We start from the raw sequence: 15,656 nt of genomic DNA on the forward strand, positions 1-15,656 counted from the left end.
ATTAATGTATATTCACAATGCTAATAATCCTATAAATATAATAAAAAAGATGTTAGACTTATCAAAAGGAATAGTTCTTATAGCTGACTGGAAACCCTCTTACTCAAAAGATTTAAAATATCTACTAGATAAGTCAATGAAAAAAGTTGTCTTCTATACAACGAGAAATATGGGTTTTGAGTTTTTTGAAGGAGATTGTTGGTATGCTGTAGTAAGAGGTTCTCCATAAAACTATATAGTTTATAGTAAGTTATGCTTATTTTATATAGTTAGTATATATCATATGCAATTAAAATCAGTATTTATTGATGCTGGAGAGACTTTAATAGGGTTTAGGCCTAGATCCTATGAAATTATTCTCGCAATATTGAGGGATTACGGCTATAAAATAAATACTACTACCTTGTTTAGAGCAATAGCTAGATCTATCTCTAAATATAACTTTCCTAATGAATTTGGTACTAATCCATTAAATGTAAGAGATTTATTATTCGAATTAAATATTTATCCATACAAAGAATTGGTAAAATCTTTAGTAAACAGAGATTTCTATGGAGGAGAATATTTTCTTTATGAGGATGCTACAGATTTCCTAGAATTTCTTAAAAGTCAAAGTTTAAGTAGTGTTATAGTTACAAATGCTACTAGGAGAATGGATAAAATCTTAAAAGAATTTGAACTACCTAAGAAGGTAAATGGTATAGTAGAATCTTTTGCTGTAGGTGTAGTTAAACCAAATCCAAAAATTTTCTATTATGCAACTAGAATTGGTAAAACTCCAGCTATACATATTGGTGACATCTATGAGGTAGATATCGTTGGTGCCAATAGAGCAGGATTTGATGGTATCTTGTTGGATAGATTCAGATTTTATGACGATATAAAATACAATAAAGCCATGACTTTAAAAGATGTAACTAAATTTTTAGAAAAAAATTGGAGCTAAGTGTTACAATCTATTTTATTTGTAATTACTTTAATCTATTATACTAATTTAATGTTTCTTATGTCTTTTAGCTTTCTATAATATATTTTAGAGTAAAGTCATATATTAATTAAAATTTCTAAAAATAATTATAAAATATAATCTAAATAAAATGTATTATAGCTACTAAAACAAATATTTAAATTATAATATATTCTTCATTCCTTTTATATCTACTATAACATATATTGAACTAAGTTTTATAGAGATCCGTTGAATGTTAAAAAGAATCTCTAATTATATGTGCAAATATAAGATAACTTTTTAAAGTCTTCAGTTTCTCTTTTTATTTATGGCATCAAAAAATCCAGTATCTGGAGCAAAAGATTTAGGTACACAAGCAGATGCCCAATTAAGGAAATCGCTAAATAGATTCGAATTATTATTCTTATCATTAGGTGGTGTAATAGGTTCAGGATGGTTATTCGGATCCTTATATACTGCAGGTTATGCTGGAGGTGCTGGAGTTCTTTCATGGATAATAGCTGGTGTACTAATAATATTCGTAGGGCTAGTTTATTCTGAAATAGCTTCAGCAATACCGAAATCTGGAGGAATTGTAAGATATCCTCACTATAGTCATGGGGGAGTAGTAGGATTTATAATTGCGTGGGCTTATTTCCTTTCTGCAGCTTCAGTACCTGCAATAGAATCCACGGCAACTGTTACTTATTTAAGCTATTTTATTCCTAGTTTAACGTATCCTAATGGCGTTCTAACTGTGGAAGGTATAGGATTAGCTTACGTTTTGCTAATACTATTCTTTCTCCTTAATTATGCAGGCGTTAATATTCTTGGTAAAGTAACTCATTTTGCTGGATGGTGGAAGTTAATTATACCAGGCTTGACAGTGATTCTAGCATTAGTTTTCCTTTATCATCCGGCTAATTTTACAATGGGAGGAGGATTTTTCCCAGCAGCAAGTAATCTAGCCGAAGGATTCTCAGGATTTTCTACGGTTCTTTATGCTATACCCACTACTGGAGTAATATTTTCCTATTTAGGATTTAGACAAGCTATAGAATATGGCGGAGAAGGAAAGAATCCAAGAAAAGATATTCCGTTCGCAGTAATAGGTGCTCTAGCTATAGGAATAGTTCTTTATACATTACTTCAAGTAGCTTTCACTGGCGGGGTCAATTGGACTGCTGCTGCAGTAACGCCAGGTAATTGGACTGGACTATTAGATTCTAATGTAAGTCATGGTCCGTTCTTATATTTATTTGAACATTCAGGAGTAGTAGGTCCAATATTAGGCTTATTCGGAATATGGGCATTAATACTCTTAATAGACGCAGTTATTTCTCCAGCAGGAACTGGTTGGATATATATAGGAACTGCCGGTAGAACAGTTTATGGTTTCGCTTCAAATGGATATCTGCCATCTTTATTCCTTAAAGTAGGAAAAACAAGAGTTCCAGTATTCTCCTTAATAGCAGCCCTAGCTATTGGTATGCTCTTCTTATTGCCGTTTCCAGCATGGGTAGCGTTAGTAGGTTTCATATCCTCTGCTACGGTGTTTACATATATAATGGGAGGTATAGGTTTGCATACTCTTAGGAATGTTGCTCCAGATTTACCAAGAAGATATAAAGTTCCATCCCACCTTATAATAGCTCCAATAGCTACCTTAGCAGCAGGTTTGATAGTTTACTGGTCAGGTTTTGCTACATTATTTTATGTTGTTACTGCAATATTCTTAGGATTACCACTATTTTTCGGATTTTATGCATATAAAGCCTACAGAATGAATATAACATTAGCTACAATATTAGGAGTTGTAGATTTAGGTATAACAATAGCCTCTGCTTTCTTCTTCGATATTGCTACCTCTGGTCTAAGTGTTGCGAATAACATAGCATTCCTATTATATATGTTACTTATGATAGCGTTAGTAGGATTCAATTTAATTGTATTATGGACAAGTGTAAATGACGACGTTAAAAGAGAGATAAAGGCTAGTTATTGGCTTGTAGCGTTAATATTTGCAATAATAGCGCTATCGTATTTTGGAGGATTCGGTCTCGACGTAGTTATTCCGTTCCCTTGGGATACTTTAGTTGCTGGAGCAGTTATACTTGGATTTCACTTCTTAGCAGTAAAAAGCGGTTTAAGGACAGAAGCAATAGACGAAATAATAAATCAAACTAAAGAACCATGATTTTTTAATCTTTTATTTTTCTTTTTTTCTATGCCATGTAAAGGAATACACGCAATATCATCTGGTCCTGTAGAGTTTCCAGAACTAGTTTACTCCTTCGTCATATGTGATGATAAAACTGTAATGATCGATTCTGGAGTTTCAAATAGTGTAATGGATATTAGCTTTTTAGATAAACTAGACTATTTAGTACTGACTCATATTCATGTGGATCATGTAGGAGGAGTTTCTGAATTAGTTCAAAGGTATAAGCCTAAGATAATACTGTATGAGGGATTTTCAAAGTATTTAGAAGATACTACACATCTTAATGCAAGCGCTAGAAATGTATTAGGGGATTTATTAGATATTTACGGTGAAGTTGATCCAGTTAAGGGGGGAGAATTTCTTGAAGTTAAGGGCGGAGAAGAATTGAAATTAGGGAAATATACTATGAAAATATATTATACTCCAGGTCATGCAAAACATCATATATCTATCCTTATAGACGATATACTATATTCTGGGGATTCTGTTGGTGGTAGATATAATGGAATACCTTTTCCTACTACTCCTCCACCGCTTGATTACGATAAGTATATTGAGAGCTTGAGATTACAAATATCTTTAAATCCTAGAATGGTTGGCCTTTCACATGGAGGTTTTGTATCTTCAAATCATATGGAAGAACATCTTAATCAACTCATAAAAGGCGATTATAGAGTGAATATCGATCTAGGCGGAACTGCAGGAGAACTATTAAATAAATTATTAGAAATAAATTATAGTGGGATAGCTAAAAGTCAAAACGCAAAATGATAAAAGTCCTCTAGCTAAGTGTATATAGGGATTATGAAATACACAGAAGCTGCACCTAGACTTTTTATGAATACAGGAACTAAATTTCCTAGAAAAATTATATGGTCCATGGGTCTAGTAAAATTAGCTTGTGCTAGAGTTAATACCAGTTTAGGATATTTAGATAAAGAAATAGGCGATGCTATAGAAAAGGCATCTTGGGAAGTTATGGATGGTCTACATGATAGTAAAGTAATTCTTGATGTTTTTCAAACTGGTTCTGGAACTGGACTTAATATGAATATAAACGAAATTATAGCTGAAAGAGCATCGGAGCTTTCTGGAAAAAAGATTCATCCTAACGACCATGTTAATTTAGGTCAGTCCTCTAATGATACCGTTCCGACTGCAATAAGAGTTGCAGCGGTTGCTAATGCAGTAGAAAAAGTTGTTCCAGCCTTAGAAAATATGGTATCTGTGTTAAATAGAAAGAGTGAAGAATATAACAATGTTATAAAGTCAGGACGTACTCATTTGAGGGATGCATTGCCTATAACTTTAGGTCAAGAGCTATCAGCATATCATGATGCTTTTTCTCATGAGATAGAAGAGATAAGAAGTATTTTAGAGTATGTTAAGGAGTTACCTATTGGTGGTAGCGCAGTTGGTACTGGATTAAATGCAGATCCAAGATTTCAAGAGATGGTTATACAAGAGATAAATAAGATAACTGCATATGGATTTAAGCCAGCAAATAAATTCCGAGCTATGAGGTTTCTTACTGATCTTCTTCTACTTAGTGGGAATATTAGAAATATCGCAGTTGAATTATATAGAGTAGGACAAGATTTTAGATTAATGTTTTCTGGTCCTTTTACCTCTATAGGTGAGATAGATTTACCTACGCAGGAAGAGATAGCTGGAAGTAGTATAATGCCAGGGAAGACAAATCCAGTGACAGTAGAAGCTTCACTGTTAGTTTCTGCACAAGTTGTTGGACTAGATCACGCAAATCAATTTGCTTCAATGTTAGGAGAATTTGAGTTAGCTATGGGTGTTCCGTTAATAGGATATAATATAGTTACAGAAGAAGACCTTATATCTGAAGCATTAAATAAGTTCTCAAATCTTGTTATTGAAGGAATGAAACCTAATGTTGAAAAAATGAGAAAATATGCTGAAAGTAGTCCTTCCTTAATTACTGTAATTTCTCCAGTAGTTGGTTATGATAAAGCTTCGCAAATAGGCAAGATGCTTAATAAAGGAATGTCTATAAGGGAAGCATTAAAAGAATTAGGTTTTAGCGACAATGATATTAATAAAATTCTTAAGTTAGACGAACTAGTTAAACCTGGTATTCATGCAAAGAAAGAGGGTTAAACTATGAGCTGGAAAATAACCAATTCGAAAGTGGACGCTAAATTAGACGTTAAATGTCTTATAGATGATATAGCTAACTCTCCAAAAATTAAAGAAATATGTGAAAGGAATGGTATTAGTACTGGGCATGCCAGTGAAATACATAGGTTAGTAAGTGATGTCATTATCAAGATCTTTAAAGAGAAAAGAATGAAACCTTCAGATATTCTCTTAAAATATTCTAAGTTGGCTGACGAGAAAACTCTAAAAGAATTGATTATAGAGATAGTCAAGGCAGCTAATAGTGTCGGTGAAATAAGTTATAAGGTAGGTAATTCTAGCCTCGAAGAAGAATTCTCCAAATTAGAATCTAGCCTGTAAAAACCACGCCTTTTTCTGTAACTTTTATATCTTTGCTTATTTGAACTAAGATTGATTTAGCTACAATTTCATTAAGGAAAACGTTAGCTGGTTCCAACTTATTTGATATCTTTACTACAACTTCTTCTGCAGTCATTTCATTCCCTTGTATTGCGTTCTTAATTTTTTCAACTAATTTATTATTATAATCTAGGTTAAAATTGAGAAGATCTTCGACTTTTCTTTTATCAGTATATACTGGACCATGAGAAACGAAAACGTAGTCAACACTTTTTATCAATTCTTTTAATTTTTCTAAGCTTTCCATAGCCTTCCAGAAATCAGTATAAAAAGGAAAAACAAAAGATTCTAGGACTCTTTGTCCAAAAAATGCATCACCGCAATAAAGTACGTTATCGATCAAAAAAGCCGAATGTCCTGGAGTATGGCCTGGTAACTTTATAACTTCGACTTCAGGATCTGAAAAATTCTCATTTAAATTATCCTTTATTAAGTCGTAAATGAATAGCTTAGAATCAGGAGAACTAAATCCATACGTCATTGCCCTCCTTCCTATAATGTTTAATGTCCAAAAATCTTCCTTAGGAATAAATTTCTTTTCAGATTTTTTGAATAATCCAGCTATATGATCCATGTGTCCATGTGTAGCCAACTGTATTTCTGAATTAATATTTAAAGAAGCGTTTTTACCTCCTTGATCTATTACTATTCTTCCATCATAAACTAGAGTATTTGGACTTCCATTTATAATCTCAATTTTTCCAAGTTTCATATAGGATAGAAGTTAAATATAGTTAAAAAAGAGTTTTGATTTGAATAAAATATTTTGATTTTGAACAAAATCATTTCTCTTTATTCGTTTTATTTTTAGCTTCTAATAGTTCTTCCTCAACTATGTTAACTCTCCTACCTGCATTCTTTAGAACTTGTGGTTTAGACTTTTTGATCCAATATGCATATACTGATGCTCCTGCTAGATATAGTGCTCCTGTAGCTACTGCTTCGGTTACTGGAAATACTGGAGGTATGATAGATTCATAAAGTACGAATGCAAATATCGCTGTAGCTATTCCTGGTAATACATAATGTTCTATTGGATGTATGATCTTATGGAATCCAAAATGTTTCTCCTTTAATCTTCCAAACAATGTCATTACAGAAGTATTCATCATTACATGTGCTACTACTAATCCGACTAACGCTATTGTTGTCAGATAATCAAATGCGTTTTCCAAAGCGTTAATTATTGCGCTTGATGTCGCAGGTAATGTGAGCATTTGAATTGGCGATATACCAGAGAAATATCCTATTATAAATCCAGCTAATATAGAGATAACTGATGATGAAATCGCAATAAATGCTAGCGCCTTAGTAGGAGTTATCCATTTTGGATGGACATATGCAAAGAATTTAGGTATTATACCATCTCTCGCCATTGCAAAGTATACTCTTCCAGCGTTAGACTGCATTGCAACGCTATCTGAAAACGCTGAATTAAACGCAAATAGAGCTAATAGTAATCCTCCTGCTAAACCCATATATTCTGCATAAACAACAATTCCAGGAATTCCATTACTAGCAAAGCTCACCATATTATCTACTCCCCAACCTACAGTTAATGAATAAGATACTTCTGTTAGTACTATTCCAACTACTAGAACTCCAAAGACTAGAGCTTTAGTTATTTGTTTACTACTTTTAGCTTCTTCTCCAAGTGGAGCGGATCCTCCATATCCTATGAAGCTAGTTATTCCGAATACCATTCCTAAACCTAATGCTGCTATTGGTCCTCCTACACTTGTAAATTTTGATCCATATACTGAATTCCATGCAAAAGGATTAAATACCTGGATTGTATTATCTGGAGCTTTCAATATTATAATCAAACTAGTTATTGCTAAAAACGCTACTTCAGTTAATGCAGCATATCTAATATACTTCATTTGTGGTCTTATACCTAGCATCGAAAGTACTATAGGCACAACAATGAATGTTATTATAAATGGTATCCATATCCAGCCTGGTAAGCTGATTCCCCAGAAGTAATTTAATACTCCAGGTAAAACTACACCGGCTACATAGATGGGTATAGCTGATGTACTGACTACCTGGTATAAGACGTAAATTAAACCTACTACTATTGCAGGAGTAGGACCAAAAGCTGTAGCAACATATCCATAGTACCCACCAGCACTAGCATGTCTCTTAGATAAATGATAAAGAGTATTCACTTCTAAGTACATCGTAGCCATAGCTAAAAGAAAGGCTAACGGTGTTAATACAAAAGCGAAAGCAGCTGCAGACGTTATAAAAGCTACAGTATCGCAAGCAGGGGCCATAGCAGCTATTTCTTGACCTATTGCTTCTAAAGTTCCAACGACTCCTCTTCTTAATCTAGGTACAGTAACTGAACTTTTCTCGTTACTCATAAATTGTCACTCATAAATTAGGGGAACCCAAATAGTATATAAATCTTTCTGTCAAACGAGGTTAAAAAAGCTAAGTATAGTATTTTTTGCAATATGTAACTATTTCGTAATAATCAATATATACGATATTAAGTTTTATTAATTCTAATAAATAGAATTATAGAGAGTATTATTGAAATTAAACTAGAAAACTCAATGGCAATGGTTATATTTCTTATTATTGATGTAATAGCATAGCCTATTGTCCAACCTAGCGATTGCGTAAAATTTATTGAAGCAAAATCTTCTACAGACCTAGAGTTAGAAAATATTTCTAATGTAACAGGAATGATGACTTCCCAAAATCCGTAAAAAATTGCGAAATAAGGAGATATTATACTTAATCCTTCAATGGAAAACAAAAGAATGGAAAGCGGTAGGAGTTTCTTTGTAAAGAAGAAGGACGATACTATAGAGAACATCATTCCGATGAATTCTGCTATAGATGCCAATATTCCTATTTCTGTATCTGAAAAGGAGAATAATAGTTTTATTTCTAGGAAAATAAACTCCATAGAAATTGCTATTGGTATTATAATGAGTAATATTATTGGTGATATTCTAATTTTTGAATTTCCTCCTTTTACATTATTTTCTTTTAATATTGGAAAAACGGAAAATAGCACAAATAATCCTGAAATAAGGAATAGTATTTTATATCCGAAATAGCTAGCTATAATACCTCCTAAGAAAGGAGAAATTATTGATGGAGAGACCGATATTCCCCATATTCTCTCTATAGTACCGTCTCCTATTGATTTAAAAACTACATAATAGCTAGGTAAAGAAAAATAGAAAAAGTAATACGTAGTTAAGGACGCTATAGCCTCATATATATTTCTTGAGAATCCTAATAAGAATAGTCCTAAACTAGAAATTATCATACCTATTATTATAGTTTTTGTAGATCCAATTTTCTTGTGTGAAATCATTCCTAAAATTGGGAAAGGCAATGAAGATAATTGACTAATGAAATATATTTCTGGAATGCTTGAAGGAGAAGTAATTTTTGCAAGGAAAATAGACAAGAATGGTAAATATAAGTAAAATCCTATTCCCCACAGCAACCAACTAACGGTAAATGCTAAACCTCTCATTTCTTTTAAGTTGATATTTTCTTCCTTTAAAGTAAACCCAAATTTTTATATATTAAGGTAACCCTAAATATAACTATAAAGTTCAGGAATAACTGTGAAAAATAATTAAATAATGGTGAATGTGAGATGTTTGTTAATTACAATATAGGAAATATTTTAGAGACCTCGGTTTTAAACGTAAGATATTTGCGTAATATAAATAGATTATCTAAATATAAAAGAAAGCAGTTAGAAAATAAGCTGATTTTGCTAGAAAAGATAGAAGGTTTAATTCCATTAGTTGTAATTAAGGATGAACCTATGATTTTTGTTATTAACTGTAAGGAAAAAAGATCAGATATTATATGTATGGATAGTTTAACAAATACTCAAACAAATAAAATATTCAAAAGTTTAAATCTCTAATTTATTTATTTCTGGCAAAACTTTTGAATATATTTGAATACTTTTGTTTAATTCATTTTTATTCAACGTTAATCTATGTCTATAAATCCCTATTATTTTTTCCATTACGTTTACGGAATAATATTTTGACAATTGAGAAATTATTCTAGCGGAATTTTTAGGATCTTCTTTGATAATATTTATTCCTTCTTTATATGCTTTTAGAACGTTATCAATTTCTTTTGAATTAGAATATATCATACATGATGCTGCTCTTGCGTTTAATTTTCCAACTTCTTCTTCAAAACTCTCTCCTATTTTAACTTCTATTCCTACTAAGGCTAAATTGCCTTTTTCTGCTTCATTTAGAGCATTCTCTGCAGTAGTGTTTATAACTTCCTTATTAGTCAATATAGCAAGTAATCTAGCATTATAGTCTGCTAAAGTTCCTTTTCTTATTGTAAATATTTTGTTAGAATTTTTATTCCCTATTAATGAGTACATGTCTATGAATACTCCTGCTACTAACTTATAATTCAAGTTAAGTTTAGGTAAGTTAGTAATAGAATCTAGTATTACATCTCCTATCTCTTGGGTCTCACAGGAGTTTTTTATCTCAAAGTCTAATTTACCATTTTCTTTTGCTACGAGTGTAGGAAAAGATACTGGTCCAGCAAATGGTGCAGTTACGAGCATAGAGTTAAATTGTATTCATCGATTATAAACTATAATTTTAGTGTTGTAATAGCTGATATTATATTAATCTTAAATAAATGACTTTTATTTCTTTTATCGTCTGCAGATCCAAATCCGTGTATTGATGGAAAATTAGAGAATTTTGATGCTATTTCCTTTTCTTCCATATTTAACACTAGAACTGCAATGGGGGTACAAATATCTGATAAGTAATCTATATGCCAATGAAAATTTTCCTTCTCTTTCCTCATATGTCTAGATATTCTTTTATCACAGTAATTACCACAAGAACCTACGTAAGCGTAATTTCCATCATCTATAATGAATTCTTTTCCTTTAGTTTTTATTTTGCCCTTTTTACAATTTAAAAAAACTATGTATCCTTTCATTAAAAGATATAGATTATTCTTCTATATAAGTCGATAACTTGGGTAATTTTAAAATGTTTAGGAATATATTTCAACTAAAATATAGGAAAATTTTTTAGTATAGTTTTTATGATAAGTTAAATAAGTGATAATATGGTAGTTGAATCGAATTGTGAAATACCGGAAGATCTTCTCTATTATATAGAAGGTAAAAATACTGTTTGGGCAAAACAAGACGGAGATTTATTAATAGTTGGTATAACAGACGTAGCTCAAACAATGGCAGGAAAAATTGTAAAGGTGAGAATAAAGAAAAAAGGGATAAAGGTAGAGAAAGGAAAACCAGTAGCTACAATGGAAAGTGGTAAGTGGGCCGGTCCAGTTCCTGCTCCAGTTTCTGGAGAGATAGTAGAATCAAATACCGAGGCAGAAAAGAATCCAGTTTTAATAAATCAAGATCCTTACGGGAAAGGATGGCTTGTAAAAATGAAACCTTCTAATCCAGAAGACTTAAAACAGTTATTCGCAGGTGCGCAAGCAGTACAAAAATTAAAGGATCTAATAGCTAGCGAGAAGATCTCATGTAAGAGGCTTTAAAATGAGCTGGCGTTTTTCAGAATTACCTCCCCAAGACGGATATCATATGGTGACTTCTTTCGTATCAGTCGCAGATTATGTAAGTAGGGGAGGTAAAAATACATTGATGCTTTTTTATTCTAAAGAACCGTTTGTAAATGTAGGAGTTCACCAAGAGGTATGGTTAGAAGTAGATTTAGATTACACTAAGTCTCACAATATTCCCGTTGTGAGGAGAGACTTAGGAGGAGGAACAGTAGTTATTACTCCTGGAGAGCATGATTATTTTCTTGTAATTAATCAGAATGAGGTTCCAGGCGAACCTAGTAAGTTATATTCTAAATATCTTTCTCCAATTGTTGACGTTTTGAAAGATTATGGTATAAATGCTACGCTTAGAGATCAAGACATTGTAGTAAACGGTAAAAAAATAAGTGGAAACGGTGCAATGACTTATGAAAAGGCCGTAGTTATTACAGGGAATATCTTGCTCAGCCTTGATGTGGATCTTATAAGTAAATGCATTAGAGTTCCAAGCGAGAAATTTAGAGACAAGATGGCTAAAGATATGAGGGATTGGTTAACATCACTAGAGAATGAACTTGGTTATACTCCTTCTAGAGAGGAACTAAATAGAAAAATAAAGGAGAAATATGAGAGTGAACTTGGAATAAAATTTGAGAGTTCTCAGCTAACTCCAGAAGAGATAGAACTTTGGAATAAACTTGCAGAGGAAAAAAGAAACGAAGAATGGACATATTATAGAGATAATAGGCATCCAGATCTAAGGACTGAAAGATGCGTAAAGATCTCTTCCTCTGTTGCTCTATGTCATCTAGATTATAAAGCTAGAAAATTATTAAGAATAACTATTAAAATAGTAAATAAGAAACTTCAAGAAGTTTCAATTTCTGGAGATTTCTTTATAATGTCTCCTAACGGGTTCTTAGATTATTTAGAAGATAAATTAACTGGAATTGATCCTAATGAAATTTCTAAAAAAATTGATGAAGTATTTACTGAGAAAAAACCAGTTATATTTGGTTTTACTAAAGAAGATTTAGAAATAGCATTTCAGAAAATTATTGAAAAACCAGAAATTCAAGAAGTCATATAGAAAGAACTGCTAATATTTCTCTTTCGCTTACGCTTCCTAACAGGCTTCTGCTATCAACTACCGGTAAGAGTCCTATATTTTTCTCTGCCATCAGAAATCTAGCAGTTTCTATTGTAGAATCTGGAGTTACTCTATAAACTTCAATTGTCATGAAATCTTTGGCTTGAAGGTTCTTCATATTTCTTCCACTAGCTAACGGTCTCGCTATATCTCTAACTGAAAGTATACCTCCAGGTAAATTATCCTTAATAATTACTGCGTGTCTTTTGAATTTTTGTTTCATAACTTCAATTATTTCATCTAATGTTGAGTCTGGAGATGCAATTATAGGTGAAATATCCATTATATCTCCAACATTGCCGTTTATATTTACCTTACAGTATCTTATTAAATCTCTCTCTGTTATTATACCTTGTATATTAGTTCCGTCTCCTACTAGTAAAGATCCGACTCCTTTTGCTGTTACTACTTTGCAAGCTTCTTTTAAATCATCTTCTGGATTAACGAAGATAAGATCTTTGCTAGATATTTCTTCTACTGGCATGTCTGGATTTTGCCAATTATATACAAGGTCTCTAATAGTAACTATTCCATCTCCTACTACTAGCCTTCTTATGTTATTATATAGCATGATCTTTGCAGCGTCTTTTATTTTAGTATTAGGATCAGCCTTTATTACGTTCGTACTCATAATTTCCTTTACTTTCATTTTAAATCACGGTTTAACAAAGTTTAATGATTTACACTTTGAAATACATTCATCTATATTTATATATCTCCATTGTGAAGACGGCTTAAAACATTCTGCTACACAAGGGTCTGAAATTTCTGACATTCTATCACCTAAGATAATTTAGAGATTATTGAAGAAAAAAATCTTTACGTTTAATTTTTAATTAAAATATAGGTGTAACTCTGTTGAAAGAAAAAGTAGGTGTTCTTGAATTGGAAGTTAAAGCAGTGATGGAACTGGAAGGCAATGAATATAAAGTTGTAGACGTACCTAGTGCCGATGAATATAAAGGATTCCCTCCATCGTGGGAATTTGTTAAGTCTAATATGCTTAGCTGGAGACCTTATTTTAAAGGAAAGATGATAGAAATAAATAATCAATTAATTCCAGCAGTAGGTAATTATCTTCTGAACATGGATGAGGAAATGTATAATTTTGTTTTAGGTATATATAATACTTTTAAAGTAAATAAACCATCAATAGAGACTAATATAAGCGTTGTAATAACAGATCAGATTAATGAAATTGAAAGAAAATTAGGTAGAAGTCTTAATGAGGAGGAGAAAACTAGATATTATATAAGATACGCAATAGAAGCCGCTATATTAAAGGACGTAGGTCTATTAAATTAGGTGAATTAGTAATGATGACCTTCACAGTAGAAGGAAAATTAGATGGAGATGTAGTAAAAAGTTGTGTTAATGGTACTGAAGTTACAATAGGTCTTTTTGGATCGGATTATCCTACGCCAGAAGAGATGCTGTTAGCTTCTGCTTTATCATGTATGCTTCTTACGATATATTATGTAGCTAAAGAAAAGAATGTAGAAATAGAAGAAGCTAATGGCTATATAGAGGGTACTATGGATCCTAGAGGATTCCAAGGAGATCCTACTGTTCCGCCTGGTTTACTTGAAGTTAATTACGATATTACTGTAAAAAGTAAAGATCCTAAAATAAATGAAGTAATAGAATTAGCTAATAAACGGTGTCCTTTAAAAGATACTTTAACACGGTCTATTAAGATTAATATAAAATGGAATATAAGCTAACTTTATAAATTAAATTATTAAAAAATTTTGATGATAAACAATGTCTGAGGAACTAATGAAACCAGGAGAAAGACAGCTTACTGAGATAAGAAGCTATCTTTTTGATTTACTGGATAAAGTTAATTCTCTAGCTGAGGAAAATAGAGTTTTATTATCTAATAAAGGTTTAGAAAGTAAACTTAGCATAGCGTTGGAGCTTATTACAATGCATAGATATGATTTAGATATAGTGATGAAGAATTATTGGAATTCGTTTAAAGAGATAATAAGTGAACTAAGTAATATAACAGAATTAAAGGATAAACTTAATGACATTTTGGAAGATGTGAATCAGATAGAAGAGTTAAGAAAAGAAGCAGGATTTTAGTAAGTGTTATATTTTACAAATCTTTTTGTCATTAGAAGTAACATGATAGAAATAAAGTTCTTTCATGACGTGCTTTGTCCTTTTTGCTTCCTGACATCAATGAGATTAAAAAATATTGTAAAAGATTATCAAGATCTCAAGATAAAGCACAAAGCGTTTATGATGATATCTTCTCTAGAGGATTTGAAAGCTATAGCTCCAACAGAGGCTGATGCTAGAGAAGTTTTTAAAAACGAATTTAATATATTAACCAGATACCTAAAAGATTACGATCCCGATAAACCTATATCTAAAGGAAAGATAGGTTATGTTTGGTCTCTTCCTCCTTTAATGGCATGTAAGGCAGCGGAGTTTCAAAAAGGTGATGAAGGACATTGGGATTATTTTAGTAAAGCTCAAGAAAAATTCTTTATAGAAGGAGAAGATGTAACAAACGATGATGTGTTAATTAGTATAGCTAAGGAAGTTAATCTTGATGTAGAGAAATTTATTCAAGATTTTAAATCAAAGAAAGCCAAATTAGCTGTAATACAAGACGAAGAAGAAGCAAAGGCCATGGGTATAAGAGGAGTTCCGGCTCTTCTCATTAATGATAAATGGCTTATAAGAGGTTTGCAATCTGAGGAATATTTAAGAAAAGTTATCGAAGACTTAGAAAAAAATGGAGAACCTAAAAACGTTGAACTAAAAGCTTATTGGGAACAATGAAGAGAATATACCACCATGGTATCTGTAAAAGAATATATGACTACTCCTGTATTTCAAGTAGAAAGTAATACATCACTCCAAGAAGTATGCAAACTAATGATGGAAAGAGGCGTAGGGTCAGTAATAGTAACTGAAAATGGAGAACCGAAGGGAATATTCACAGATAGGGATGCTGTAAAAGCTCTTGCGCAAGGATTTTCTCCGTCAGACGACGTAAAACTAGCTTCTACATGGGGAGATCTAGAAATCGTAGATCTTAACACTGACGTTATGGTAGCTATTCAAACTATGACAAAAAGAAAAATAAGACATCTACCAGTTAAAGATTCTGAAGGGAAGATAATAGGAATGTTTTCAATAATGGATGCATCAAAAGCAGTACAAGATCTGAATAGATAAAAATATTTATAATAAGATAGATAATTTTT

Annotated in this window: 20 protein-coding genes; 14 read left to right on the plus strand and 6 right to left on the minus strand. The window is 31.9% G+C overall.

The window, feature by feature from the left end; genetic code table 11:
• Nucleotides 1-49 precede the first annotated feature (49 nt).
• From DFR85_RS27600 to DFR85_RS27625, 6 genes are all read left to right on the plus strand, one after another.
• Complete coding sequence (locus DFR85_RS27600; RefSeq protein ID WP_162582781.1) at nucleotides 50-229, plus strand: hypothetical protein; 180 nt, start codon at nucleotides 50-52, stop codon at nucleotides 227-229.
• Nucleotides 230-283: 54 nt separating this feature from the next.
• Nucleotides 284-946: an HAD family hydrolase gene (locus DFR85_RS27605; RefSeq protein ID WP_110271053.1), complete on the plus strand. Its 663-nt coding sequence runs from the start codon at nucleotides 284-286 to the stop codon at nucleotides 944-946.
• A gap of 331 nt (nucleotides 947-1,277) precedes the next feature.
• Complete coding sequence (locus DFR85_RS27610; protein ID WP_110271054.1) at nucleotides 1,278-3,146, plus strand: amino acid permease; 1,869 nt, start codon at nucleotides 1,278-1,280, stop codon at nucleotides 3,144-3,146.
• A 30-nt stretch (nucleotides 3,147-3,176) separates the two neighbouring features.
• On the plus strand, nucleotides 3,177-3,944 hold the full coding sequence (locus DFR85_RS27615) for an MBL fold metallo-hydrolase (RefSeq protein WP_110271055.1): 768 nt from the start codon (nucleotides 3,177-3,179) through the stop codon (nucleotides 3,942-3,944).
• 33 nt (nucleotides 3,945-3,977) lie between these two features.
• Nucleotides 3,978-5,303: a class II fumarate hydratase gene (locus tag DFR85_RS27620; protein ID WP_110271889.1), complete on the plus strand. Its 1,326-nt coding sequence runs from the start codon at nucleotides 3,978-3,980 to the stop codon at nucleotides 5,301-5,303.
• 3 nt (nucleotides 5,304-5,306) lie between these two features.
• Nucleotides 5,307-5,663 (plus strand): hypothetical protein, encoded by a 357-nt coding sequence (locus DFR85_RS27625; protein WP_110271056.1) that lies wholly within the window; start codon nucleotides 5,307-5,309, stop codon nucleotides 5,661-5,663.
• On the opposite strand, the gene DFR85_RS27630 is transcribed toward DFR85_RS27625, so the two are convergent.
• The 3 genes from DFR85_RS27630 to DFR85_RS27640 form a co-directional block, all read right to left on the minus strand.
• Nucleotides 5,653-6,435, minus strand: coding sequence for an MBL fold metallo-hydrolase (locus DFR85_RS27630; RefSeq protein WP_110271057.1), 783 nt, complete (start codon nucleotides 6,433-6,435; stop codon nucleotides 5,653-5,655). The two genes, DFR85_RS27625 and DFR85_RS27630, sit on opposite strands and share 11 nt — an antisense overlap.
• 70 nt (nucleotides 6,436-6,505) lie before the next feature.
• Entirely contained in the window at nucleotides 6,506-8,092 is a 1,587-nt protein-coding gene (locus tag DFR85_RS27635; protein ID WP_110271058.1) for an APC family permease, read from the minus strand.
• Between the two features lie 128 nt (nucleotides 8,093-8,220).
• A complete protein-coding gene (locus tag DFR85_RS27640) occupies nucleotides 8,221-9,228 on the minus strand; it encodes an MFS transporter (protein ID WP_110271059.1) in 1,008 nt (335 codons plus the stop codon).
• A 126-nt stretch (nucleotides 9,229-9,354) separates the two neighbouring features.
• Here DFR85_RS27640 and DFR85_RS27645 point away from each other — a divergent pair, with 126 nt between their 5' ends.
• Nucleotides 9,355-9,633: a hypothetical protein gene (locus DFR85_RS27645; RefSeq protein WP_110271060.1), complete on the plus strand. Its 279-nt coding sequence runs from the start codon at nucleotides 9,355-9,357 to the stop codon at nucleotides 9,631-9,633.
• Here DFR85_RS27645 and DFR85_RS27650 read toward each other — a convergent pair.
• Both DFR85_RS27650 and DFR85_RS27655 read right to left on the minus strand, forming a co-directional pair.
• Nucleotides 9,622-10,308: a DUF3834 domain-containing protein gene (locus DFR85_RS27650; RefSeq protein WP_110271061.1), complete on the minus strand. Its 687-nt coding sequence runs from the start codon at nucleotides 10,306-10,308 to the stop codon at nucleotides 9,622-9,624. The two genes, DFR85_RS27645 and DFR85_RS27650, sit on opposite strands and share 12 nt — an antisense overlap.
• A 29-nt stretch (nucleotides 10,309-10,337) precedes the next feature.
• Nucleotides 10,338-10,697: a GIY-YIG nuclease family protein gene (locus DFR85_RS27655; RefSeq protein WP_110271062.1), complete on the minus strand. Its 360-nt coding sequence runs from the start codon at nucleotides 10,695-10,697 to the stop codon at nucleotides 10,338-10,340.
• Nucleotides 10,698-10,829: 132 nt separating this feature from the next.
• Here DFR85_RS27655 and DFR85_RS27660 point away from each other — a divergent pair, with 132 nt between their 5' ends.
• Nucleotides 10,830-11,273, plus strand: a complete 444-nt coding sequence (locus tag DFR85_RS27660) for a glycine cleavage system protein H (RefSeq protein ID WP_110271063.1) — start codon at nucleotides 10,830-10,832, stop codon at nucleotides 11,271-11,273.
• 1 nt (nucleotide 11,274) lies between these two features.
• Nucleotides 11,275-12,369, plus strand: coding sequence for a lipoyl protein ligase domain-containing protein (locus DFR85_RS27665; RefSeq protein ID WP_110271064.1), 1,095 nt, complete (start codon nucleotides 11,275-11,277; stop codon nucleotides 12,367-12,369).
• Here the strand turns inward: DFR85_RS27665 and DFR85_RS27670 are convergent.
• Nucleotides 12,362-13,078, minus strand: coding sequence for a CBS domain-containing protein (locus DFR85_RS27670; RefSeq protein WP_110271065.1), 717 nt, complete (start codon nucleotides 13,076-13,078; stop codon nucleotides 12,362-12,364). The genes DFR85_RS27665 and DFR85_RS27670 overlap by 8 nt on opposite strands.
• 209 nt (nucleotides 13,079-13,287) lie before the next feature.
• Between DFR85_RS27670 and DFR85_RS27675 the strand changes: the two genes are divergently transcribed.
• From DFR85_RS27675 to DFR85_RS27695, 5 genes are read left to right on the plus strand one after another with little or no spacing between them, the layout of a single operon-like run.
• Nucleotides 13,288-13,734: a hypothetical protein gene (locus tag DFR85_RS27675; protein ID WP_110271066.1), complete on the plus strand. Its 447-nt coding sequence runs from the start codon at nucleotides 13,288-13,290 to the stop codon at nucleotides 13,732-13,734.
• Nucleotides 13,735-13,745: 11 nt separating this feature from the next.
• The gene (locus DFR85_RS27680; protein ID WP_110271067.1) at nucleotides 13,746-14,153 is read left to right on the plus strand and encodes an OsmC family protein; all 408 of its coding nucleotides are present in this window, start codon (nucleotides 13,746-13,748) and stop codon (nucleotides 14,151-14,153) included.
• Nucleotides 14,154-14,193: 40 nt separating this feature from the next.
• A complete protein-coding gene (locus tag DFR85_RS27685; RefSeq protein ID WP_110271068.1) occupies nucleotides 14,194-14,520 on the plus strand; it encodes a hypothetical protein in 327 nt (108 codons plus the stop codon).
• Between the two features lie 42 nt (nucleotides 14,521-14,562).
• On the plus strand, nucleotides 14,563-15,228 hold the full coding sequence (locus DFR85_RS27690; RefSeq protein WP_210433914.1) for a DsbA family oxidoreductase: 666 nt from the start codon (nucleotides 14,563-14,565) through the stop codon (nucleotides 15,226-15,228).
• A 15-nt stretch (nucleotides 15,229-15,243) separates the two neighbouring features.
• Complete coding sequence (locus DFR85_RS27695; protein ID WP_110271069.1) at nucleotides 15,244-15,627, plus strand: CBS domain-containing protein; 384 nt, start codon at nucleotides 15,244-15,246, stop codon at nucleotides 15,625-15,627.
• Nucleotides 15,628-15,656: the final 29 nt, after the last annotated feature.

The sequence above is a fragment of the Acidianus brierleyi genome (assembly GCF_003201835.2).
In the GTDB taxonomy this organism is placed as follows: Archaea; Thermoproteota; Thermoprotei_A; order Sulfolobales; family Sulfolobaceae; genus Aramenus; species Aramenus brierleyi.